Here is a 23,817-nt window from a genome sequence, read left to right on the forward strand (position 1 = left end):
TGTGCCGTAGGAGATACCCCAGTCCTGCCCCATTTCCGGTGATTTTGCCAGTCGCATCCGCGGTTCACTGTGGCAGTCGTATCGGCGCGGGAAAGGGTCGGCAGCCCATGGGCATCGCGGTGGATCTCCAACTGTCCACGTTGTGGCTTGAGCAGTCGGGCCGGGTGCTGACGGCGCGGGTGGACGCCCCGCCGTTCAACTACATGACCAGGGCGATGCAGCAGGACTTCGTCCGGCTCGTCGAGGCGGTGGAGCACGACGAGTCGGTCGGCGCGGTCGTCGTCACCGGCGCGCGGTCCGGCCGGTTCATCACGCACTTCGACCTCGCCCAGATGTCCTCGCAGCTCGACGGCACCCCGGAGATCTCCCGTACGGTCGCACAGAGCCTGTACCGGGGGGTGCGGGCGACCGAACGCCTGGTCACGCGCTCCGTCACGACCGGGCTGCGCGCGATGGCGCGCTTTCAGGACATGGCGCTGCGGCTGATGTACTCCCCGGCGGTGTGGATCGCCGCGGTGAACGGGCCGTGCGGCGGCGGTGGCCTGGAGATGTCGGTCTTCTTCGACCTGCGCGTGTCGGACGATCGCGACGCCTGTTTCGGCCTGCCCGAACTGTCGGTGGGGCTGACCACCTCCCTGGGCGCGCAGCGGCTCATCCAGCTCGCCGGGCCGTCGCGGGCCCTGGAGATGATGCTCGAAGCACGCTTCTACACGCCGCGGGAGGCGCTGGAGCTGGGCCTGGTGAACCGGGTGGTGCCGGCGGAGGACCTGCCGGACACGGTACGGGGGATGGCGGAACGCTACGCCAGACGGCCGCGCAAGGCGGTGGCCCTGCAGAAGCGGATCTTCAACGATGCCTGTTCCGCCTCGGCCAGGGCCAGCCTCACCCAGGAGGCGGTCACCGCGTTGATGAGCATGTCGTCACCGGTCACCCAGGCCGCGATGCGGCGCTGGGCGCAGATGCAGGACGGCACCGACGGCGACTCGGTGTTCCTGACCGAGCCGGAACCCTGGACCGAGGGCACGGCGCTCGACATGAACGCCCGCTGACGCCGTAGAGGGCTCTCTCTCAGAGGATCTCCCGGTTGAAGGTGCGGGTGCCCCACCACAGGGACAGCACGGTGATCGTCGCCAGTACGGCGCCGCCGATGACCACGGGCTGGAAGGCGTACTCACCGATGAAGGTGTACCTGGCGAGGTCGGCGGCCCAGGTCAGCGGGTTGCACCGGGACAGGATGTAGAGCCACTGGGGTGCCAGATCCGGAGTGATCGGCATCAGGATGCCCGACAGCAGCGTCAGGGGCAGCAGGCAGGTGCTGATCACCGTGGTGAAGATCGGTTCGCTCTTCGTCAGCAGGGCCAGCGTGACCGAGCTGACCGTGAGCGTGAGGGTGAGCAGTGCTCCGACGGCCAGGGTGAGCAGGGTGCCGACGAGGGTGATCCGGAGGTCGAAGAGTATCCAGGCCACCACGAACACCGTCAGGCTCTGGGCCGTCGTCTGGACGATCCGCATCATGGCGCTGCCCAGCAGGAGCGCCGTGCGGCTGGCCGGAGTGACCCGCATGCGCTCCAGCACCCCGTTCGCCAGGTCGCCGAGGAGGGCGTACCCGCTGAAGGCGCTGCTCATCAGCACCATGTAGATCGTGATGGCCGGGGTCAGCACCATCCAGGCGTCGCCGCTCAGGAAGCCCGGCGTGTTCGTCATGACCCCGGCCATCAGCGGCGCGAAGAGCAGCAGCCAGGCGATGGGCTGACCGAGCTCCAGGACGATGCGCGGCAGGGACCTGGTGGCGAGGACGAACTGGCTCTGGAAGATCAGCGCTGTGTCGCGGATCACGGGTCACATCCCATCGGGGGTCGGCGTCTCGGAGCCGGCGTCCTCACGGATGCTCCGCCCGGTCAGCAGCAGGAAGATGTCGTCGAGGGTCGGCCGTACGACCTGGACCGACTTCGTGGGCACACTGGCGAAGTCCAGGGCGCGGATCAGTTCGGGTATCACGACGTCGGCCTTCGGCACCTGGAAGCGCACGCTGTCGCCCACGACGACGGGCTCGCTCGCGTCGGTGACGCCCTCCGCGACGGCGACCGCGGCCCGGACCATGTCCATCGGCACCGTGATCTCGACCCGGTGGCCGGCCACCTTCGCCTTGAGGGATTCGGGAGTGCCGTCGGCGATGATCCGCCCGTGGTCGATGATGAGCACCCGGTCGGAGTAAGCGTCGGCCTCCTCCAGGTAGTGGGTCGTGACGAACACGGTGGTGCCCAGCTCGCTGCGCAGCGTCTGGACGCGTCTCCACAGGGCCGCCCTGCTCTGCGGGTCCAGCCCGCTCGTCGGCTCGTCGAGGAACACCAGGGGAGGCGCGTGCACCAGCCCGAGGGCGATGTCCAGGCGGCGGCGCTGCCCGCCGGACAGCGTCCTGATCAGCCGCTTGTCCAGTCCCGTCAGCTCAAGCTGCTCGATCACCGCTCCGGTACGGCGCCGCGCCTCGCCCTTCGACAACCCGTACAGCCGGCCCTGCAGTTCGATCTCTTCGAAGACCCTGCGCTCACCGTCCGTCCCGCCGCCCTGCGCGACGTACCCGATGCGCCTGCGCACGCCCGTCGGATCGCTCAGCAGATCATGACCCGCGACGGTGGCGGTGCCGGAGGTCGGCCGCAGCAGGGTCGTGAGCATGCGGAACGTGGTCGTCTTGCCGGCGCCGTTGGGGCCGAGCAACGTGACGCTCTCACCCGCTGACACATCGATGTCGACATCCCGCACCGCCTCGATCCGCCGGCCTTCCACCTGGAAACTGCGGGCCAGGCCAGATGTCGTGATCATGAAAATGCCCCTTTTGTCGCACGTGGCTGGCAGTGACACTAGGTACTGAAAAACCGGGAAATCATCGGAGTTTGTGGTGCACGGCGATATACGGGGCTTCTAGTAGTTTCACGAGTCATTGCCGGGATTCACTGGTCCGAGCGGAATTCGGCGCGATGAAGGGACCAACGGATCGTGACTACCGCGGACGACGTCAGCACGGAATGGATCCGTCGCTATCATCCGGCGGCGCGGGCGCCCAGGCGCCTGGTGTGTTTCCCGCACGCGGGCGGATCGGCCAGCTTCTTCCGCCCGACCTCGGTCAGGTTCTCCCCGGGCGCCGATGTGGTGGCCATCCAGTACCCCGGGCGGCAGGATCGGCTGCGTGAGCCGTGCATCACCGACATCGGCACCCTGGCGGACCGGGTCGTGGACGAGCTCATCGCACTGTCGGAGAAGCCGACCGTCTTCTTCGGCCACAGCATGGGGGCGGTGCTCGGCTTCGAGGTGGCCGCCCGGCTTGAGCGCAAGGGCGTCAACGCGCCCCACACGCTGATCGCCTCGGGACGCCGCGGCCCGTCCACCCGGCGGGAGGAGTCGGTGCACCGGCGCGACGACGACGGCATCATCGCCGAGCTCAAGCTGCTCAACGGCACGGACGCCGGGCTGCTCGGCGACGAGGAGATCCTCCGGATGGCGCTGCCCGCGCTCCGGGGCGACTATCGGGCGATCGAGACCTACCGCGGGGATCCGGAGCGGGTCCTGCGCGGCGCGATCACCGTGCTGACCGGGGACGCCGACCCGAAGACCACGGTCGAGGAGGCGGAGGTCTGGCGGCGGCACACCGAAGGGGGCTTCCGCATCAAGGTGTTCTCCGGCGGCCACTTCTTCCTCACCCGGCACCAGCACGCGGTGAACGAGGAGATCGCCCGGGAACTCGGAACGTAACGAGCGACCCCGCCCGGAGGCCCGAGGCCATCCGAGCGGGGTCGCTTTCTCAGGGGCCGCTTCCTCAGGCGGGCCAGGCGTGCCAGGCCTCGGCGATCATCCCGGCCAGGTCCGATCGTTCGGGAAGCCAGCCGAGCTCCTTCACCGCGCGCCTGTTGTCGGCGGTGACGGCCTGCGGTTCCCGCTTGGGCGGCGCCTTCCTGACCGGCACCGGGAGCCCGGTCACCGCCTCCGCCGTCGCCAGCACCTGCGCCATGCTGGACCCGACGCCGCTGCCGATGTTGTAGACGCGGCTCTCACCCACCTCCACGGCGGCGAGCGACAGCCGCATCGCCGCCACCACGTCCAGGATGTGTACGAAGTCCCGGACCGCGGACCCGTCGCCGTTGAGCGTGATGCACGGCAGTTCGCCGGTGAGCGCGCGCAGCACGTTCGGGATGATCCGCGCGTCGTCGGTGTCGGCGCGGCCATGGGCCACCCCGGCGACGTTGAAGCACCGCAGCGTGACCGCGCCGATCGCGCCGGTGGCCGCGTACGCCGCGACCAGCTGCTCCGCGCCGGCCTTCGACGCCGCGTAGGGGCTCTCCGGCTGGGGCGCCAGATCCTCGCCCAGGGCGCCGGCGCGCTGCGAGCCGTAGATCTTGTCGGTGGAGGCGAACAGGAACCGCGCCGGCGACGCCGAACCGCGCACGCTCTCCAGCGCCATCAGCAGGTTGAGGGTGCCGCCCACATTGACGTCGTAGTACGTCAGCGGGTCGGCGAAGGAGTCCCGCCCTCGGGAGACCGCGGCGAGGTGGCACACCGCGTCGAAGCGCCCGGCGGCGAACAGGTCCCGCATCCGGGCGCGGTCGCGGACATCACCCTGCGCCAGGCCGACGCCGTCCGGCCGCGCCGCGTCCACGCGGCCCCGGGTCAGGACGGTGACCCGATGCCCGGCGGCGAGCAGATCCAGGGTGACCGCACGGCCGAGATACCCCAGACCTCCGGTGACCAGGACGTGCACGTCAGCTCCTCCTTGACCGGCTCAACTGATGGACAACTCCGGGAACGGCACCACGAACGAGCCGCCGCCCGCCGTGAACGCCGTGGACCGGGCGCGGATGCCGGCGGCGAAGTTCCAGGCGAACAACACGCAGTAGTCGGCCGCGTCCGCGGCCAGCCGCTCGGAGCCCATGATGGGGATGCCGTCGCCCGGGGTGAACTTGCCCACCTTGCGCGGGTTGTCATCGACGATCCAGGCGATCTCGCCGCCCACCCCGGCCTGGGAGAGCAGGGTGACGGCCCGCGCCGACGCGCCGTACCCGCAGATCCGCCTGCCGGTCTTCGACAGACCGCCCAGTACGTCGCCGAGGGTTGTGCAGACCCGCTCGATGCGGGCGGCGAAGCCGTTCAGGAAGCTGCCGTCGGGCACCCCAGCCTCGGCCTCGGCCCGCAGGATGCGATCGAGTTCGGCCGTGGTGGCGCGGGCGTCGTCGTCGCGGCCGATCCAGCAGCGCAACGAGCCGCCCTGCGTCGGGATGAGCTCGGCGTCGAACACCGCGAGGCCGTTCGCCTCGGCCGCCCGTACCAGCACATGTAGGGAGAAGTACGAGAGGTGCTCGTGGTAGATGAACTCGAAGATGCCGTGCCGGACCATCGGCAGCACGTGCGCGACCTCGATGACGGCGCAACCACCCGGCTTGAGCAGCAGGCGGATCGCGCGCAGCACCCCGCTCACGTCGTTGACATGGGCCACCACGTTGCTGCCCAGCACCGCGTCCACGGGCCCCAGGTCACTGACGATCTTCTCGGCCGTCTCCTCGTCGAAGAGCGTGGTCAGCGTCGGCACTCCGTGGTCCTGCGCGTAGGTCCCCAGCTCGATCGCCGGGTCGACGCCGAGCACGTCCATGCCGCGTTCGGCGAAGAAGCTCAGCTGGGTGCCGTCGTTCGAGCCGATCTCGACCACCTTCGCCCCGGCGGCCAGCCCCAGCCGGTCGGTGACCCGGGTGGCCAGCTCACGGCAGTGGTCGACGAGGGCCGGCGCGGCGCCGGTGGCGTAGCGGTAGTCGGCGAACAGCGCCGAGCGGGGCACGACGTCCACCAGCTGGACCAGGCCGCAGCGGGCACAGCGTACGAGGTCCAGCGGGTAGCGGTGCTGCCCCCGGGCCGACTCGGCCGTGGGCGCGATGTCGTTGGCGGGCGGAGTGGGGGTGAGCGAGAGCACCTGTTCCAGGGTGTCGGTCCCGCACACCAGGCAGCGGCTGGTGGTGTCCATCAGCGTTCTCTCCTCCACCGATCGTGTGGTCCGGCACGTCCTCGATCAACCGGCGGTCGGAGCTTACGCCCGCGAACACTAAGGGAAATACGTGATTGGCTGCGGCACAATCGCCTGAACGGTATCCCTGAGCTGGGGAATCACATGATCGCCGACACTGTGTTTCCGTCCGGGTTGTCCGCCAGAGGCGAGGCAGGTCAGCGCGGCTGAAGGAGTAGCAGATGCGAATCCTGGTCACTGGCGGAGCTGGGTTCATCGGATCCCATTTCGTACGGTCGATGTTGGACGGCCGATACCCCGGCCACGAGGACACCCGGATCACCGTTCTCGACAAGCTGACCTATGCCGGCAGGAGGGAGAACCTGCCCGAGGCACATCCGAAACTGACCTTCGTGCGCGGTGACATCTGCGACCGGGAGTTACTGGCCGAGTTGTTGCCCGGACACGACGGGGTCGTGCACTTCGCCGCCGAGTCGCACGTGGACAGGGCGGTGCACAACGCCGAACCCTTCGTGTGGGCCAACGTGATGGGCACCCACCGCCTTCTCGAACAGTGCAAGGTGAGCGGGGTCCAGCGCATCGTGCACGTGTCCACGGACGAGGTGTACGGGTCGATCGAGCAGGGGTCGTGGACGGAACGGTTTCCGCTCGAACCCAACAATCCGTACTCCGCGACGAAGGCGGCCAGCGACTGCCTGGCCCGGTCGCACTGGCGTACGTACGGGCTGGACCTGTCGATCACCCGGTGCTCCAACAACTATGGCCCCCGCCAGCACCCGGAGAAGATCATCCCCCGCTTCGTCACCCGCCTGATCCAGGGGCGCGACCTCACCCTGCACGGTGACGGCGGCGCCGTCCGCGAATGGCTGCACGTCGATGACCACAGCCGCGGCATCGCCCTCGTCTTCGACAAGGGCCGCGCCGGCGAGGTCTACAACATCGGCGGGGGGATCGAGCTCACGAACCGGGAGCTGACCGGCCTGCTGCTCGAAGTGGCCGGGGCCGACTGGGACCGGGTCCGCTATGTGCCGGACCGGCTGGCCCAGGACCAGCGGTACTCACTCGACCACACCAAGATCACCGAAGAGATCGGGTTCGAGCCCGAGATCGACTTCAGGGAAGGTCTCGCGGACGCCGTCACCTGGTACCGGGAGAACCGATCCTGGTGGGCGTCCCTGGAGAGGTAGCCGCGCCGTCCGTGGCCACGCTCACGTGGCCACGGACACCTCCTCGATCGCGCGGACCGCCATGCCCGTCCCGTCTTCCCGCCGGATCGCCGCGCCGAGCGCGCGGGCGCGGTCGGTCATGCCGCCGTCGCCGAGCAGGCGGTCGAACGCGCCCCTCAACCAGCCGGCGTCCAGGGCGTGATGGCTGCGCGGCGCGGGCCCGGCACCGAGCCGCGCGATCTGCCTCCCCCAGTGCAGCTGATCGCCCTGAAGCCACACGACCGCCTGCGGAATGCCGGCCCGGAACGCGGCCGCCGTCGTCCCGGCCCCTCCGTGATGGACGACGCACGCCGCACGGGCATAAAGCCACCCATGCGGTACGAAGCCCGCCAGGAAGACGTTGGACGGCACGTCCTCGGCGCCGAGCCCCGCCCAGCCGGACAGCAGGACGACGCGCCGGTTCAGGCCGCGGATCGCCGTGAGCAACTGCCGCGTCACCGCGCCGGCGTCGAACCCGTTGTTCGAGCCGAAGCCGATCACGACCGGCGGCTCCCCGGCCACGAACGCGGCCAGGTCGTCCGGGGGCGTGTACTCCGGCTCGTCGAGGAACCAGTATCCCGTGGTGCGGTAGGTGGGGCCGAAGAGCGGATCGTGCCGGCGGGTGTGCGGGCTGATCGCGATCAGGTTGAGCAGGGGCGAATGGCTCGCGTCGAAGAGCACGTTCCGCCAGGGCGGCAGGCCGGCCGCGGTGACGACCGGGTTGAGCCGCGAGTCGGTGGCGCGCCTGACCCCGGAGCCGACGATCGACCAGGCCAGGGCGTTGCCGAGCGGCCCGAAATCGATGTTGGTGGGGCCGTACCCGCGCGCCCGGCGCAGCGGCCAGGTGTGGTGCACGGCCACGTGCGGCGTGCCGACCGCCCGCGCCGCGGCGACCGCGCCGATGGCCAGCGGTGAGTTCACGACGACGTCGGCGTCGCGGGCCAGCTCCATCAGCCGCGGCACGGCGGCACGCTGCTCCTTCGCCAGGAACTCGATCACGTCCGACAACTGCCGCAGCTGGTCCTTCGAGCCGGCGATGCGGCGGTAGTTCTCCTGGAACTCCGCCTCGCTCCACGTCGGCCTGCCGGCGAACGGCACGCCGACGGCGTCGGCGCGGGCCGCGTAACCGTCGGAGGCCGAGAGCGTTACGTCGTGGCCCGCCGCGAGCAGGCGCTTTCCGAGGGCGAGAAACGGCTGGAGGTCCCCCTCCGAGCCGACGGTCACTATGAGAACGCGCATGTCAGGCCCGGCCCTCCAGGTAGAACGCGCGTACCCTGCCGATCACGAAGTCCAGGTCCTGCTCGCTCAGCCCGGGGTCGGTCGGCAGGTAGAGGCCGTCGGCGGCGAAGCGGGCGGCCTTCAGCGACGGCCAGCCGGGGTCGAGGTACATCGGCTGGCGGCTCATGGGCTGGAAGAACGGACGGGTCTCGATGCCCGCGTCCGCCAGGAACTCCCGCAACTCCTCCCGCCGCTCCGCCCGGATGTCGTACATCCACAGGACGTCGCGGGGCGGCATGAGGGTGATCCCGTCGATGCCGTCGAGCCCGCTGTCGTAGTGGCTCTCGATCCGTTTGCGGATGGCGAGGATCTCCTCGATCCGCTCCAGCTGGGCCAGGGCGACCGCGGCCTGCATGTTGGTCATCCGGAAGTTGTAGGCCAGCTTCTTGTGGATGAAGTCGTGCTCCTTGCTGAAGGCCATGCCGCGCAGGTGGGCCATCTGCCGGGCCAGATGCTCGCTGTTGGTGACGCAGACGCCGCCCTCGCCGGCGGTGATGATCTTGTTGGCGAACAACGAGAAGCACGCCACGTCGCCGACCGGGCGGACGCCGATCGCCTCCGCGGAATCCTCCACCACCCTCAGGTTGTACTCGTACGCCACGTTCATGATCGAGTCCATGTCGCAGCGCCGGCCGTACACGTGGACCGGCATGATGGCCTTCGTCCGAGGCGTGATCTTCGACTCGATCAGCGAGACGTCGATGTTGAGGTCGTCGGCGCAGTCGACGAACACCGGCGTCGCGCCCATGTAGCTGACCGCCCACGCGGTGGCGACCATGGTGAACTCCGGCACCAGCACCTCATCGCCGGGACCGATCCCGAGCGCGCGCAGCGCGAGGGTGAGCGCGGTCGTGCCCGAGGAGCACGCGACACCGTGGTTGAAGCCGTTGTAGTGGGCGAACTCCTCCTCGAAACGCCGGACGAGCGGCCCCTGCGAGGATATCCAGCCGGAACTCACGGCCTCGGTGAGGTACTCCAGTTCCCGTCCTTCGAGATACGGCTTCGACACCTGATATTTGAACGCCATCGGGTCCTCACTCATCTGCCGTCCGGCTCGTCGGCACGGGACGACAAAAGCCGCTCGGAATGTCCCGCATTCCCCGCCGCGGCGCGACACGGGACTCTCCGGACACGGGTCGGGTCGCGTATAGAAGAACCCGGGTCGCACTCGTGAAATCACTAGGTCTTCTCGCGCCGCACAACTAGTGAAACGCGCAGCGGGGGCTCGGCATTATTTGTCCCGGTCAAGGCTGGGAGCCGGGACGCGGCGATTCGAGCGCACCCTTGCCGGGCGGTGAATCCCCGTTCCGTGGGCCGGCACGAGGACGGTATGGGGAGCGGCGCGTGGATCGATCCGAGTTCATACCCGGTCGTGGGTCCGGCACGGGTGACGACGCGATCGCGATCGTCGGACTGTCCTGCCGGCTGCCGTCGGCGCCCGGTCCGTCGGAGTTCTGGCGGTTGTTGAGCGACGGCGCGAGCGCCGTCTCCACGGTGCCGCCCGGCCGCTGGAACGCGGGCCCGGAGCTCGGCCCCGGCGCGTACGGCGCGTTCCTGGACGGGATCGACCAGTTCGACGCCGCGTTCTTCGGCATCTCGCCCCGCGAGGCCCGCGCGATGGACCCCCAGCAGCGGCTGACGCTGGAGCTCAGCTGGGAGGCTCTGGAGAACGCGCGGATCGCCTCCGCGGGCGTCGCCGGTACGGACGTCGGCGTGTTCATCGGCGTGATGGCCGACGACTACGCGCTGCTGAGCCGCCAGGCCGGCGCGGCGGGAATCGGCCACCACTCGCTCACCGGCGTCAACCGCAGCATCCTGGCCAACCGCGTGTCGCACTTCCTCGCCCTGACGGGACCCAGCCTCGCCGTGGACACCGGCCAGTCGTCGTCGCTGGTGGCGGTGCACCTGGCCTGCGAGAGCATCCGCAGCGGCGAGTCCGGCATGGCCCTGGCGGGCGGCGTCCAGCTCAACCTGGCCGCCGAGAGCGCCATGGCGGCCGCGGAACTGGGCGCGCTGTCCCCGGACGGCAGGTGCTTCACCTTCGACGCGCGGGCCAACGGTTATGTACGCGGCGAGGGCGGCGCCATCGTCCTGCTCAAGCCGCTGTCACGCGCGCTCGCGGACGGCGACCACGTCTACTGCGTCATCGCGGGGAGCGCGGTCAACAACGACGGCCCCGGCGACGCGCTCACCACGCCGAGCATCCGGGCGCAGGAGCGGGTGCTGACGTCGGCGTGCCGGCGCGCCGGGGTGGATCCGGCGAGCGTCGGGTACGTGGAACTGCACGGCACCGGCACCCGGGTGGGCGACCCGACCGAGGCCGCCGCCCTCGGCGCGGTCTACGGCTCACGGCGTGCCGGCACTCCTTTGTGGGTGGGATCGGCGAAGACCAACGTCGGCCACCTGGAAGGCGCCGCCGGGATCGTCGGCCTGTTCAAGACCGTGCTGGCCGTCGAGCGGCGGCTGCTGCCGCCGAGCCTCAACTTCGAGACGCCTAATCCCGCGATCCGCTTCGACGAGTGGAACCTGCGGGTGGTGGACTCGGCGATGCCGTGGCCGGCGTCCGGCGGCGGTGAGGATGGCGGGATCGTCGCAGGCGTCTCGTCCTTCGGACTCGGCGGCACCAACTGCCACGTCATCCTGACCTCCGCCCCGACAGCCGCCTCGACCTCCGCTCCGACGGCCATCGCGGCCCCCGCCCCCACCCCCGCCCCGACCTCCGCTCCGGCGTCCGCCCCGACCTCCGCCCCGACCTCCGCCCTGACCCCCGCCCCGGCAGCCGTCTCTTTGGAGCGGCCCGAGATGGGTGCGGATGGGCCCGTGTATTGGACGCTGTCCGGCCACACCGAGAGCGCGCTGCGGGCCCAGGCGGCCAGGCTGGCCCGCCACGTCAGGGAACGTGAGGACCTTTTGATCGCCGACGTGGCCTTCTCGTCGGCGACCACCCGCGCCGGTCTGCGCCATCGGGCGGTCGTCATCGGTGACCGACGCGAACAACTGCTCCGCGGACTGGACGCGCTGTCCGAAGGACGCTCCGCGCCCAGCCTGGTACGCGGCCGGACCGGCGTCGACTCCGGCCCCGGCCGGGGGCTCGCCGACCAGGTGGAGCGCCTCGACCAGATGCGGCTGGTCCTGGGGGTGGGCCAGCACACGGCACCGCCGGCGCGCGGCTGGCAACGCCCGGGCAACCAGGTGTTCGTCTTCCCCGGCCAAGGATCGCAGTGGGCCGGGATGGGGGTGGAACTGCTCGGCTCGGCACCGGCGTTCGCCGCCGCCATGGCGGAGTGCGAGGCGGCGCTGGCACCCTTCGTCGACTGGTCGCTGACGAGCGTCGTACGAGAGGAGCCAGGCAGCCCGTCCAGGGAAAGAGCCGACGTCATCCAGCCGGTGCTGTGGGCGATCATGGTCTCGCTGGCGGCGTTGTGGCGCTCGTACGGCATGGAACCGGCCGCGGTCGTGGGCCACTCGCAAGGCGAGGTCGCCGCCGCGTGCGTCGCGGGCGCGCTGACGATCGAGGACGGCGCCCGCATCGTGACCGCCAGGTCGAAGCTGATCACCGAACTCCTCTCCGGCAGCGGCGGCATGGTCTCCGTGGGCCTGCCGCCGGACGTCCTGAACGAGAGGCTGGCGCGCTGGGCAGGCCGCCTGTCCATCGCCGTCGTCAACGGCCCGTCCTCCGCCGTCGTGTCCGGGGACGACGACGCGCTGGCCGAGATGATGGCCGAACTGGCCGGCGAGGCGCGGATCCGCCGCATCAAGGTCGACTACGCCTCGCACTGCGCCATGGTCGAGCGGATCGAGGAACGGCTGGGGCCGGCGCTGGCCTCGATCCGGCCGCGCGGCTCTGCCGTCCCCTTCTACTCGACGGTCACCGGCGAACCCCTCGACACCGCCGAACTCGACGGCGACTACTGGTACCGCAACCTGCGCCGGCCGGTCGACTTCCAGGGCGCGATCGCGCGGATGCTGGCGGACGGGTTCGGCGCGTTCATCGAGGTGAGCCCGCATCCGGTGCTGATCGGCAGCATCGAGGAGAGCGCGCAGGCCGCCGGCCGTCCGGCGGTGGCCGTCTGCACCGTCCGGCGGAACCACGCCGGGGTTTCCCGCGTGCTCACCTCACTCGCCGAACTGCACGCCAACGGGGTGGAGGTCGGCTGGGAGAGGTTCGTCCCCGCCGCTTCCAGGGTCGAGTTGCCCACGTACGCGTTCCAGCGTGAGCGGTACTGGCTGGAGGAGCCCGAGCAGCGACGCGGGGCGGTGGGGTCCGGCTCCGCCACCGAGGTCGGTCTCGCCGTCGCCTCGCGGATGGCAGCCGATGGCCCGGACGCTCCCGCAGGGGCCTCGCCGCTGGCGGCGGCCGACGGCGGGAACGACCCCGATGAGATCCGGCGGCCTGACAGCCCGCTCGACCCGCTTGCCCCACTCGACCCGCTTGCCTCACTCGACCCGTTTGGCCCGCTTGACCCGCTCGACCTGGTCCGTGACACGTGCGCGACGGTCCTCGGGACGTCCGACCCCGATCGGGTCGATCTTGCCCTGCCCTTCAAGGAGCTCGGTTTCGACTCCGCGATGCTCGTCGAGCTCACGACCCGGCTCAACGCCGCCGCCGGGCTGACGCTGACCGCGAACACCCTCTTCGACCACCCCACACCCGCGAGGCTCACCGCCTTCCTGCGGTCCACGGCCACCGCCGGTTCCAGGTCCTCTGCCCTGGAACCGGCGGCCTCCCCCCTCATGGCCGACGAGCCCATCGCGATCATCGGGATGGCCTGCCGCTACCCGGGCGGGATCGACTCACCGGAAAGCCTGTGGCACCTGGTGGACACCGGCGCCGACGCCGTGTCGGCGATGCCCGCCGACCGCGGCTGGCGGATGGATGCCGCCGCTCGCCTTCCCGGCGGCTTCCTCTACGACGCGGGCGACTTCGACGCCGCGTTCTTCGGTATCTCGCCGCGTGAGGCGCTGGCGATGGAGCCGCAGCAGCGGCTGGCGCTGGAAGTGGCCTGGGAGGCGGTGGAGCGGGCCGGGATCCCGCCGTCGTCGCTGCACGGCAGCAGGACCGGCGTCTACCTCGGTGCGATGGCGCAGGACTACGGCACCCGGATGCACGAGGCGTACGGGGACGCGGAGGGGTACACGCTGACGGGCACCTCGCCCAGCGTCCTGTCCGGTCGCGTCGCCTACACCCTGGGCCTGGAAGGGCCCGCGATCACGGTGGACACCGCGTGCTCGTCGTCGCTGGTCGGCATGCACCTGGCCGCCCAGGGACTGCGTACGGGGGAGTGCTCGCTCGCGCTGGCGGGCGGCGTCACCGTCATGTCGGCGCCGGGCATCTTCCTGGAGTTCGCCAAGCAGGGCGGCCTGTCCCCGGACGGGCGGTGCAAGGCGTTCTCCGACGCGGCCGACGGGACGGGCTGGGCCGAAGGCGTCGGCGTGCTGGTCCTCGAACGCCTCTCCGACGCCCGCCGCAACGGCCACCAGGTGCTCGCCGTGCTCCGCGGCTCGGCCGTCAACTCCGACGGCGCCTCCAACGGCCTGACCGCGCCCAGCGGCGCCTCCCAGCAGCGGGTGATCCGGCAGGCCCTGCGCAGCGCCGGTCTGTCGCCGTCGGATGTGGACGTGGTGGAGGCGCACGGCACCGGTACGTCACTCGGCGATCCGATCGAGGCCCAAGCCCTGATCGAGACGTACGGGCAGGACCGGGACCGGCCGCTGCTGCTCGGGTCGATCAAGTCGAACATCGGTCACAGCCAGGCGGCCGCGGGGGTCGCGGGCGTGATCAAGATGGTGATGGCCATGCGGCGGGGGGTCGTACCGAAGACTTTGCACGTCGATGCCCCCACGTCCCGGGTCGACTGGTCGGCCGGCGCGGTGAGGCCGGCGACCGAGCGGGCGGGGTGGCCGGAGACCGGGCGGCCTCGCCGGGCGGGCGTGTCGTCCTTCGGGATCAGCGGCACCAACGCGCACGTGATCGTCGAAAACGCCCCGACCCCAGACCCCGCGAACGAGCCCGCGGGCAAGCCCGCGAACGAACTCGTGGGCAAGCCCGTGGACGGGTCCGGCGTGGCGTCCGGCCCTGCGCCGGCGGTGGTCCCCTGGGTGATCTCCGGCAAGACCGAGGCCGCGCTCGTCGCCCAGATCGATCGGCTGACGTCCTTCGTGGCCGGGACCGGAGCGGATCCGGCCGGCGTCGCCTACTCGCTGGTGACGGCGCGCTCGGAGTTCGCACACCGGGCGGTGCTCCTGGCAACCGGTGAGAACGCGCGAGAGGCGGCAGCCGGCGTCGCTGGACCGCCTGGCGAGAGCAGCGTGCGGGAGGCGGCAGGCGGTGTCGCCGGATCGCCCGGTGAGGGTGTGCGGGAGGTGGCACGTGGTGTCGCCGGGCCGTCCGGCTCGCTGGCGATGATCTTCGCGGGGCAAGGTGCGCAGCGGATCGGGATGGGCCGTGAGCTCGCCGCCCGGTTCCCGGTCTTCGCTCGCGCGCTCGACGACGTTCTCACCCGCCTGGCCGGCGAGATGGAGCGGTCGCCGCGCGAGGTGATGTACGGCGCCGACCCCGGCCTGCTGGATCGCACAGAGTACGCCCAACCGGCGCTGTTCGCGATCGAAGTGGCGCTCTTCCGCCTGGTCGAGTCCTGGGGCGTGACGCCGGACCTGCTGATGGGCCACTCGATCGGCGAGATAGCCGTCGCCCACGTGGCCGGAGTGCTCTCCCTCGACGACGCCTGCACGCTGGTCGCGGCCCGGGGCCGGCTGATGCAGCGCCTGCCCGGCGGCGGCGCGATGGTGTCCGTCCAGGCCGGTGAGGCGGAGGTGGAGCCGCTGCTGGAGGGCGGAGTCGTCATCGCCGCGGTGAACGGGCCGTCGTCCGTCGTGATCGCCGGCGAACAGGACGCCGTCCTGCGCGTCGCCGCGCGCTTCGGCAAGGCCACCCGGTTGCGCGTGAGCCACGCGTTCCACTCGCCGCTCATGGAGCCGATGCTCGCGGAGTTCCGCGCGATCGTCGAGAGGCTGACCTTCCACCCGCCGACGACGCCGATCATCTCCACCGTGACCGGCGAGCCGGGCGACGCCGCGTACCTGTGCTCGCCGGAGTACTGGACGGACCACGTGGTACGCCCGGTGCGGTTCGCGGCGGCGGTGCGGGCCGCCCGCGCGGCAGGGGCCGAGGTGTTCCTGGAGCTCGGTCCTGACGGCGGGTTGTCGGCGCTCATCCAGCGGAACGCCTTTCCCCTCCTGCGTAAGGACCGTGGCGAGGAAACGGCGGCGCTGACCGCCGCCGCCCGGCTGTACACGCACGGCGTACCGGTTCGGTGGCTGGAGCTGGTCCCGGCGGCGCGCCCGGCCGACCTGCCGACGTACGCCTTCCAGCGGGAGCGGTACTGGCCCGCGCCGCCGTCGGGCGACGTCACCGCCGCCGGGCTGGACCGGCCGCGCCACCCGCTGCTCGCCGCCGCCACCGAACTGCCCGACAGCGGCGGATTCCTGTTCACCGGCGTGATCTCCACCGCCGCGCATCCATGGTTGTCCGACCACGTGGTGGCCGGGGACGTGCTGCTCCCCGGCACGGCCTTCGTCGAGCTGGCCGTACGGGCGGGCGCCGAGGCCGGGTGCGGCCTGCTGGAGGAACTCACGCTCACCTCCCCGCTCGTGCTGCCCGAGCAGGCAGGCGTCCAGCTGCGGGTGGCACTCGGGGCCGACGGCGACGGCAGCCGGACGGTCGGCGTCTACTCTCGCCCGGAGGGAGAACCGGACGCGCCGTGGACCCAGCACGCCACCGGTGTGCTGGCCACCGGCACACCGGACACCCCTGACACCGGCCTGCGGCAGTGGCCCCCCGCGGACGCCGTCCCCGTGGCCATCGACGGCTTCTACGGTCGGCGGGCGGAGGCGGGGTTCGGCTATGGCCCCGCGTTCCAGGGGGTGCGCGCCGTCTGGCGTACGGAAGAGGAGGTGTTCGCCGAAGTCGCCCTGCCCGAGGGCGTCGCGACGGACGCGGCCTCGTACGGACTGCATCCGAGCCTGCTCGACGCCGTGCTGCAGGTGGCTTCACTGGCCGGGCTCGACGAGGCCGGGGGCGGGCTGCTGCCGTTCGCCTGGACCGGGGTGACCCTGCACGCGTACGGGGCTTCGGCGCTCCGGGTACGGATGAGCATGGCGGGCCCGGATGCGATCACGCTGGTCGTGGCCGACTCCGAGGGCGTGGTCGCCTTGGTGCGCTCCCTCGCGTTCCGTGCGCCGCGGCGCACGGCGGGAACCGGCGGCGGCCCGCTGCTCCGGCTGGACTGGCCGCCCGTGACGCCGCCAGAAAACCAGGGCCATCCGGCCAGGCGGTGGTTGCTGCTCGGCTCCGACGAATGGGACCTCGCCACCGCCCTGAACGAAGCCGGGCAGATGGCGGACGTCGCGCACGCGACCGCCCCCACCGCCGACACGACCGTCGTGCCGGACCCCGAAGCTGACGCGACCGTCCTGCCGGGCACTGAAACCGATGTGATCGTCGCGCCGGGCTCTGACCCCGATGTGATCGTCGTGCCGGTTCCGGTCCCCGCCGGGAACGACGTTCCGGCTGCCGTAAGAGCGGCGATTTGGACGGTTGCGAGCCGGCTGCGGGAGGCGGCCGAGCGCAACGGCGGCCCGGTGATCTTCGTCACCTCGGGGGCGGTTGCCACAGAAACCGCGCCCGACCCCGTCGCGGCGGCGGTCTGGGGCCTGGTGCGGTCAGCGCAGGTGGAGAACCCAGGGCGGTTCGTCCTGCTGGACCTCGATGCCGAGCGAGTGGACGGCCGGACACTGGTCGCGGCCCTCGACTCAGCAGAGCCGCAACTCGCGATACGCAACGGCCTGCTACGGGTGCCGCGCCTGGTCCGGACCGCCGACGATGGAGTCGCGCGGGGAACGGTCTCGGGTGCGGGCGATCGAGTCGCGCAAGGGACCGTCCCGGGTGCGGCTGTCGTCGGCGCAGCGTGGAGTGCCACCGGCACCGTGCTCGTCACCGGTGGCCTGAGCGGGCTCGGTGCGCTTGTCGCCCGCCGCCTGATCACCGAGCACGGCGTACGTCACCTGACACTGGCCGGCCGTCGCGGTCCGGACACCGAGGGTGCCGCGGAACTGGTGTCGGAGCTGGAAGCCCTGGGCGCCGAGGTCACGGCGGTCGCCTGCGACGTGTCCGACCGTGACGCACTGACCGGCCTGATCGCCGCGATCCCGCCCGAGCACCCCCTCACCGGGGTGGTACATGCCGCCGGCGTGCTCGACGACGGCCCGATCGAGACCCTGACGCCCGGCCGGATCGACGCCGTGCTGCGGCCGAAGGTGGACGGCGCCTGGCACCTGCACGAGCTCACCCGGGACCTCGGCCTGACCGCGTTCGTGGTCTTCTCCTCGGTGTCCGCGACGCTCGGCAATGGCGGCCAGGCGAACTACACGGCGGCGAACGCCTTCCTCGAAGCCCTCGTACGCCGGCGCATCGCGCAAGGGCTGGCGGGCCTGGCGATCGGCTGGGGCCCGTGGCAGCAGGACACCGGAATGACCAGCGCCCTCACCGAGACGGACATGCGGCGCATGGCCAGGACCGGGCTGCTGCCCCTGCCGGCCGAGCAGGGACTCGCCCTGTTCGACACCGCCATGGCCGGCCCCGAACCGGTCGTGGTGGCGGCGCGGCTGGATCGGTCCGCGCTGCGGGCGCGGGGCCGGGTCCCGGCGGTCCTCCAGACCCTGGTCCCCGCCACCGTGCGCCAGGCAGCCGCCGCCTCCGTCCCCTCCGGCGGCGCGCTCGGCGGGCTGTCGGAAGAGGAGCTGGCTCAGCTGGTGCTCGGGCAGGTGGCCGCCGTACTGGGACACGCCTCCGCGAGCGCGATCGCACCGGACCAGACGTTCCAAGACCTCGGCCTCGACTCCCTCACCTCGGTGGAGCTGCGCAACCGGCTGATCGAGGCGACCGGCATGCGCCTGCCCGCCACGCTGGTGTTCGATCACCCGACCCCCGTGGCGGTGACCGGGTTCATCCGCGGGCGACTCGGCGGCGTACAGGCCGAGAAGCCGGTGCCCGTCACAGCTGCGGTCACCGGGGACCCGATCGTCATCGTCGGCATGGCCTGCCGCTATCCCGGCGGCGTCACCTCACCGGAACAGCTCTGGGACCTGCTCACCGAGGGCAGGGACGCCATCTCCGGCTTCCCCGCCGACCGAGGATGGGAGCTTCCGGACGCCTCCTTCGCTCGGGCGGGCGGATTCCTGTACGACGCGCCCGAGTTCGACCCGCACTTCTTCGGCATCTCACCCCGCGAGGCACTCGCCATCGACGCCCAGCAACGACTGCTGCTGGAGACCTCCTGGGAGGCCGTCGAACGGGCGGGCATCGATCCGCTCACCCTCAAGGGCAGCCCGACCGGCGTCTTCGCCGGGATGATGTACCACGACTACCCGTCCGCGGGCGACGAGGACGGGTCTCGGGGCATCGTCGTCAACGGGACCACGGGCAGCGTGACCTCCGGCCGGGTGTCGTACACGCTGGGCCTGGAGGGTCCGGCGGTGACGGTGGACACGGCGTGCTCGTCGTCGCTGGTGGCGCTGCACCTCGCGGCGCAGGCGCTGCGATCGGGTGAGTGCTCACTCGCGCTGGCCGGCGGTGTGACCGTCATGTCCACCCCCGACACCTTCATCGACTTCTCCCTCCAGGGCGGCCTGAGCTCCGACGGGCGGTGCAAGTCCTTCTCCGACAGCGCGGACGGCGTGGGCTGGTCCGAGGGTGTGGGCGTGCTGGTGCTGGAGCGGTTGTCGGACGCGCGCCGCAACGGCCACCAGGTGCTGGCTGTCGTGCGCGGTTCGGCGGTCAACCAGGACGGTGCCTCCAACGGCCTGACCGCCCCGAACGGCCCGTCGCAGCAGCGGGTGATCCGGCAGGCGCTGGCCGAGGCGGGGCTGTCCTACGCCGACGTAGACGTGGTCGAGGCACACGGCACCGGTACGACGTTGGGCGACCCGATCGAGGCTCAGGCGTTGCTGGCGACCTATGGGCAGGACCGGGACCGTCCGTTGTTGCTGGGCTCGATCAAGTCGAACATCGGCCACACCCAGGCGGCCGCCGGCGTGGCGGGGATCATCAAGATGGTCATGGCGATGCGCGAAGGCGTCGTGCCGCGCACGCTGCACGTGAACGCGCCGTCCACGCACGTGGACTGGAGCGAGGGTACGGCCGAACTGGTGACCGAGCCGGTCGAGTGGCCGCGGAACGACCGGCCGCGCCGGGCCGCCGTGTCCTCGTTCGGGATCAGCGGCACCAACGCACACGTGATCGTCGAGCAGCCCGCCGCGACGGTGAACACGGCGGCGGCTGTCGTGGGCGGACCTGTTCCGTGGGTGGTGTCGGGTCGTACGGCGCAGGCGTTGCGGGCGCAGGCGGGCCGATTGTTGTCGCATCTGCGGGACGCGCCCGGCACGGGAATGGCAGATGTGGGGCTGTCGCTGGCGACCACCCGGTCGGCGTTCGAGCATCGGGCGGCGGTGGTGGGTGCTGATCGCGAGGCGTTGATGCGTGGTCTCGCCTCGGTGGCGGAGGGTGTGCCGGGCGCGGGTGTGGTGAGCGGTTCCACGCGGGGCACGGCGAAGGTCGCGTTCCTGTTCACGGGCCAGGGGAGTCAGCGGGCGGGGATGGGGCGGGAACTGTATGACCGGTTCCCGGTGTTCGCGGCGGCGTTGGATGAGGTGATCGCCGCGCTGGACCCGTTGCTGGACGGTTCGCTGCGGGAGGTGCTGTTCTCCGACTCTGAGGCGTTGGATCAGACGGGGTGGGCGCAGCCGGCGTTGTTCGCGCTGGAGACGGCCCTGTTCCGGCTGGTCGAGTCGTGGGATGTGCGTCCGGATGCGCTGGCCGGTCATTCGATTGGGGAGATCACCGCCGCGCATGTGGCCGGGGTGTTGTCGCTTAAGGATGCCTGTGTGCTGGTGGCGGCGCGGGCCCGGTTGATGCAGGCGTTGCCTGAGGGTGGGGCGATGGTGGCGGTGCAGGCCGCCGAGGAGGACATCACCGCCCTACTGGCCGAGGAAGGTGCCCGGCCAGCCGGGCGTCAGGGTGAAGTGTCGGTGGCGGCGGTGAACGGTCCGGCCTCCACGGTGATCTCTGGGGAAGAGCGGGCTGTTCTTGCGGTGGCGGCTGTGCTGGAGTCGCGTGGGGTGAAGACGCGGCGGTTGCGGGTGTCGCATGCGTTCCATTCGCCGTTGATGGATCCGATGCTGGCGGAGTTCCGCGCGGTCGCCGAGACGCTGACCTTCAATGAGTCGCGCATCCCGATCGTGTCCACGTTGACCGGGGAGACCACCGAGCGGTTGTGCTCGCCGGAGTACTGGGTGGAGCAGGTGCGGGGCACGGTTCGGTTCGCCGATGGTGTTCGTGCGTTGCATGAGCAGGGTGTGCGGGCGTACCTGGAGTTGGGTCCTGACGGGGTGCTGACCGCTATGGCCGCCGACACCGTGGATGCGGTGCTGGTGCCGGCGCTGCGGAGGGATCAGGACGAGCAGAGCACGATCATGATGGCGCTGGCCGGGCTGCACGTCCATGGGGTGCCGGTGAACTGGCCGGCCGTGTTCCCCGGTGCCAGGCCGGTGGAGTTGCCGACGTACGCCTTCCAGAAGGAACGGTTCTGGCCGAGCGGCCGGCGCGGCGGGGACGCCCGGGGCCTGGGGCTCGGGCCTGTGCGGCACCCGCTGCTCGGGGCCGTGGTGTCGTCGCCGGAGTCCGGTGGAGTGGTCCTGACCGGGCGGTTGTCGGCGTTGGCCCAGCCGTGGATCGCCGACCACGAGGTGCTGGGCCGGGTGCTGATGCCCGGGACCGGGTTCGTGGAGCTGGCGATCCGCGCCGGCGACGAGGTCGGCTGCCCCGTGGTGGAGGAGCTGGCGCTACAGGCGCCCATGGTCCTGCCCGAGTCCGGCGAGCTGCAGGTCCAGGTGGTGGTCGATGGCGCCGATGAGGCCGGCGGGCGCGCGGTCCGGGTGTACTCCCGGGCGGCGGGGCACCAGGGCGACTGGACGGCGCACGCCCAGGGAGTGCTGGCGGAACGGGTGGCGGAGCCGGGATTCGACCTGGTGCGGTGGCCGCCGGCCGGAGCGGCGGAGCTGGACGTGGCCGGGGCCTACGCGCGGCTGGCCGAGACCGGTTATGGCTACGGACCGGCGTTCCAGGCGTTGCGCGCGGCGTGGCGCCGAGGGGATGAACTGTACGCCGAGGTCGTACTGGATGATCGGGCAGCCGCCGAGGCGGGGCGGTTCGGCGTGCATCCTGCGCTGCTCGACGCGGCGATGCACGTGTCACTGATCGACCCGTCGGGCGTGGCGAGCGGCGGCCGGGCGGTGTTGCCGTTCGTGTGGCGGCAGGTGGCGTTGCACGCGAGCGGTGCCTCGATGTTGCGCGTACGGGTGCGGCATACGGGCGAGCACACGCTGACCCTGGACGTCGCCGACCAGAACGGCCGGCCGGTGTTGTCGGCGGGGTCGATGGTGGGCCGCCCCGTGTCGGCCGAGCAACTGGGCGCGGCGGGGGAGCAGTCCCTGTTCCTGCCCGCCTGGCACCCGATCGAGCCACCTCTGGCCGACGGCGCGGCACCTCCGGTGACGGAATGGCCCGCGACCGGCGACACCGAGTCCGTCGTCGTGCTCGACCGCACGCAACGGCCGGCCGGTGAGACGCCGGACGTGATGCGTTCCGTGCTCGGCGGCGTACTCGAGGCGTTGCAGTCGTGGCTGGGGCGCGAGAGCCCGGCACCTCTGGTGGTGCTGACCAGGGGAGCGGTGGCGGCGGGCGAGAACGCGGACGTAGATGTGGCGGTCGCGCCGGTATGGGGTCTGGTACGGGCGGCGCAGGCCGAGCACCCGGGCCGCTTCGTGCTCCTTGACCTGGACGAAGGCCAGGACCGGGACGCGGCGGTACGAGCGGCGCTGGCCTCCGGCGAACCGGAGCTGGCGGCACGGTCGGGAGCCTTCCTGGTCCCCCGCCTGGTCAGGCCGGACCGGCCTGCCACCTCACCCACGCAGCCCGGCAGCTCTCATGCGCAGGCGGTGCTGGCGGAGGGGACGGTGCTGGTGACCGGCGGCACGGGTGGGCTGGGGGCGTTGCTGGCCCGTCGCCTGGTGACCGACCACGGTGTGCGTTCCCTGCTGCTGGTCAGCCGGCGGGGCCCGGCGGCCGCAGGCGCGGAAAGGCTGGTGGAGGAGCTGACCGGGCTGGGGGCCGACGTCCGCGTGACGGCGTGCGACGTCGGAGACCGGGAGGCGCTGGCGGCGGTCGTGGGGTCGGTTTCGTTGGTGGGAGTGGTGCACGCGGCGGGAACGGCGGACAACGGCGTCGTGGAGTCGTTGTCACCGGAACGGCTGGACGCGGTGCTGCGCCCCAAGGCGGACGCCGCTTGGCATCTGCACGAGCTGACGCGCGATCTGCCGTTGGCGATGTTCGTGCTGGTTTCGTCGGCAGGCGGTCTCGTACTGGCGGCGGGTCAGGGCAACTACGCGGCGGCCAACGTGTTCCTGGACGCGCTGGCGGCCCATCGGCGCTCGCGCGGGCTGGTGGCGACGTCACTGGCGTACGGGCTCTGGGACGTGGCCACCGCGATGAGCTCCGAGTTGTCCGCCGCCGACCGGGACCGGCTGGCCAGGCTCGGGTTGCCGCCGTTGCCCGTGGACGAGGGGGCGCGGCTGTTCGACGTGAGCGTACGGACGGATGCGGCGATGACGGTGCCGCTGCGCGTGGACGTGGAGACGCTGCGGAGCCGCGGCGGCGAGGTGCCCGCGCTGCTGCGGGGGCTGGTCCCGGCGGCGCGGCGAGTGGTGCGCGCCGTCGCGGGCGGGGGAGAAGAGGGCGGCTTCCGGCGGCGGCTGGCCGCCCTGGACCAGGACGAACGCCGCCGGACACTGGATGAGCTGGTACGGCGGCACGTCGCGGCGGTGCTGGGCCATCCGTCGGGCGACGCGGTGGACTCCGCCCGCCCCTTCAGCGAGATGGGACTGGACTCGCTGACCGCGGTGGAGCTGCGCAACCAGCTCGCCGCCGCGACCGGCCTGTCCCTGCCCGCGACGCTGGTCTTCGACTACCCGTCATCCCGTGGCGTGGGCGAGTTCCTGTACGGGGAGCTGTTCGGCTCGGCGGACTCCGAGCAGGCCGCGGAGCTGCCGGAGACCCGTTCTGTGGCGGACGACCCGGTGGTGATCGTGGGGATGGCGTGTCGCTATCCGGGTGGGGTGGCTTCTGCGGAGGATTTGTGGCGGTTGGTGGTGGAGGAGACGGATGCGGTTTCTGGTTTTCCGTCGAATCGGGGTTGGGATTTGGAGGGTGTTTATGATCCG

The 23,817-nt window shown here is 71.4% G+C and carries 10 protein-coding genes; 4 read left to right on the top strand and 6 right to left on the bottom strand.

Annotation, left to right across the window (positions count from 1 at the left end; genetic code table 11):
• The first annotated feature begins 107 nt into the window (after positions 1 to 107).
• On the top strand, positions 108 to 1,049 hold the full coding sequence (locus AB0I81_RS61010; RefSeq protein ID WP_360679133.1) for an enoyl-CoA hydratase/isomerase family protein: 942 nt from the start codon (positions 108 to 110) through the stop codon (positions 1,047 to 1,049).
• 19 nt (positions 1,050 to 1,068) lie between these two features.
• On the opposite strand, the gene AB0I81_RS61015 is transcribed toward AB0I81_RS61010, so the two are convergent.
• Positions 1,069 to 1,836 carry an ABC transporter permease gene (locus tag AB0I81_RS61015; RefSeq protein ID WP_360679136.1) on the bottom strand — a complete coding sequence of 256 codons (768 nt, stop codon included), beginning with the start codon at positions 1,834 to 1,836 and terminating at the stop codon, positions 1,069 to 1,071.
• A gap of 3 nt (positions 1,837 to 1,839) precedes the next feature.
• Positions 1,840 to 2,820, bottom strand: coding sequence for an ATP-binding cassette domain-containing protein (locus AB0I81_RS61020; protein ID WP_360679139.1), 981 nt, complete (start codon positions 2,818 to 2,820; stop codon positions 1,840 to 1,842).
• A gap of 174 nt (positions 2,821 to 2,994) precedes the next feature.
• Between AB0I81_RS61020 and AB0I81_RS61025 the strand changes: the two genes are divergently transcribed.
• The gene (locus AB0I81_RS61025; protein WP_360679142.1) at positions 2,995 to 3,747 is read left to right on the top strand and encodes an alpha/beta fold hydrolase; all 753 of its coding nucleotides are present in this window, start codon (positions 2,995 to 2,997) and stop codon (positions 3,745 to 3,747) included.
• A 64-nt stretch (positions 3,748 to 3,811) separates the two neighbouring features.
• Here AB0I81_RS61025 and AB0I81_RS61030 read toward each other — a convergent pair whose 3' ends face one another.
• Together AB0I81_RS61030 and AB0I81_RS61035 are read right to left on the bottom strand one after the other, a co-directional pair.
• Positions 3,812 to 4,750 carry an NAD-dependent epimerase/dehydratase family protein gene (locus tag AB0I81_RS61030; protein WP_360679145.1) on the bottom strand — a complete coding sequence of 313 codons (939 nt, stop codon included), beginning with the start codon at positions 4,748 to 4,750 and terminating at the stop codon, positions 3,812 to 3,814.
• A 21-nt stretch (positions 4,751 to 4,771) separates the two neighbouring features.
• On the bottom strand, positions 4,772 to 6,001 hold the full coding sequence (locus tag AB0I81_RS61035) for a class I SAM-dependent methyltransferase (RefSeq protein WP_360679147.1): 1,230 nt from the start codon (positions 5,999 to 6,001) through the stop codon (positions 4,772 to 4,774).
• A gap of 221 nt (positions 6,002 to 6,222) precedes the next feature.
• Here AB0I81_RS61035 and rfbB point away from each other — a divergent pair, with 221 nt between their 5' ends.
• On the top strand, positions 6,223 to 7,188 hold the full coding sequence (gene rfbB / locus AB0I81_RS61040; RefSeq protein WP_360679150.1) for a dTDP-glucose 4,6-dehydratase: 966 nt from the start codon (positions 6,223 to 6,225) through the stop codon (positions 7,186 to 7,188).
• A gap of 21 nt (positions 7,189 to 7,209) precedes the next feature.
• Here rfbB and AB0I81_RS61045 read toward each other — a convergent pair whose 3' ends face one another.
• Together AB0I81_RS61045 and AB0I81_RS61050 are read right to left on the bottom strand one after the other, a co-directional pair.
• A complete protein-coding gene (locus AB0I81_RS61045) occupies positions 7,210 to 8,445 on the bottom strand; it encodes a glycosyltransferase (protein WP_360679154.1) in 1,236 nt (411 codons plus the stop codon).
• 1 nt (position 8,446) lies between these two features.
• Positions 8,447 to 9,526, bottom strand: a complete 1,080-nt coding sequence (locus AB0I81_RS61050; RefSeq protein ID WP_360679157.1) for a DegT/DnrJ/EryC1/StrS family aminotransferase — start codon at positions 9,524 to 9,526, stop codon at positions 8,447 to 8,449.
• A gap of 302 nt (positions 9,527 to 9,828) precedes the next feature.
• Between AB0I81_RS61050 and AB0I81_RS61055 the strand changes: the two genes are divergently transcribed.
• Positions 9,829 to 23,817, top strand: a 13,989-nt coding sequence (locus AB0I81_RS61055) for an SDR family NAD(P)-dependent oxidoreductase (RefSeq protein ID WP_360679159.1), incomplete at its 3' end; no start/stop codon positions are given.

The organism is Nonomuraea sp. NPDC050404, from assembly GCF_040655495.1.
GTDB lineage: Bacteria > Actinomycetota > Actinomycetes > Streptosporangiales > Streptosporangiaceae > Nonomuraea.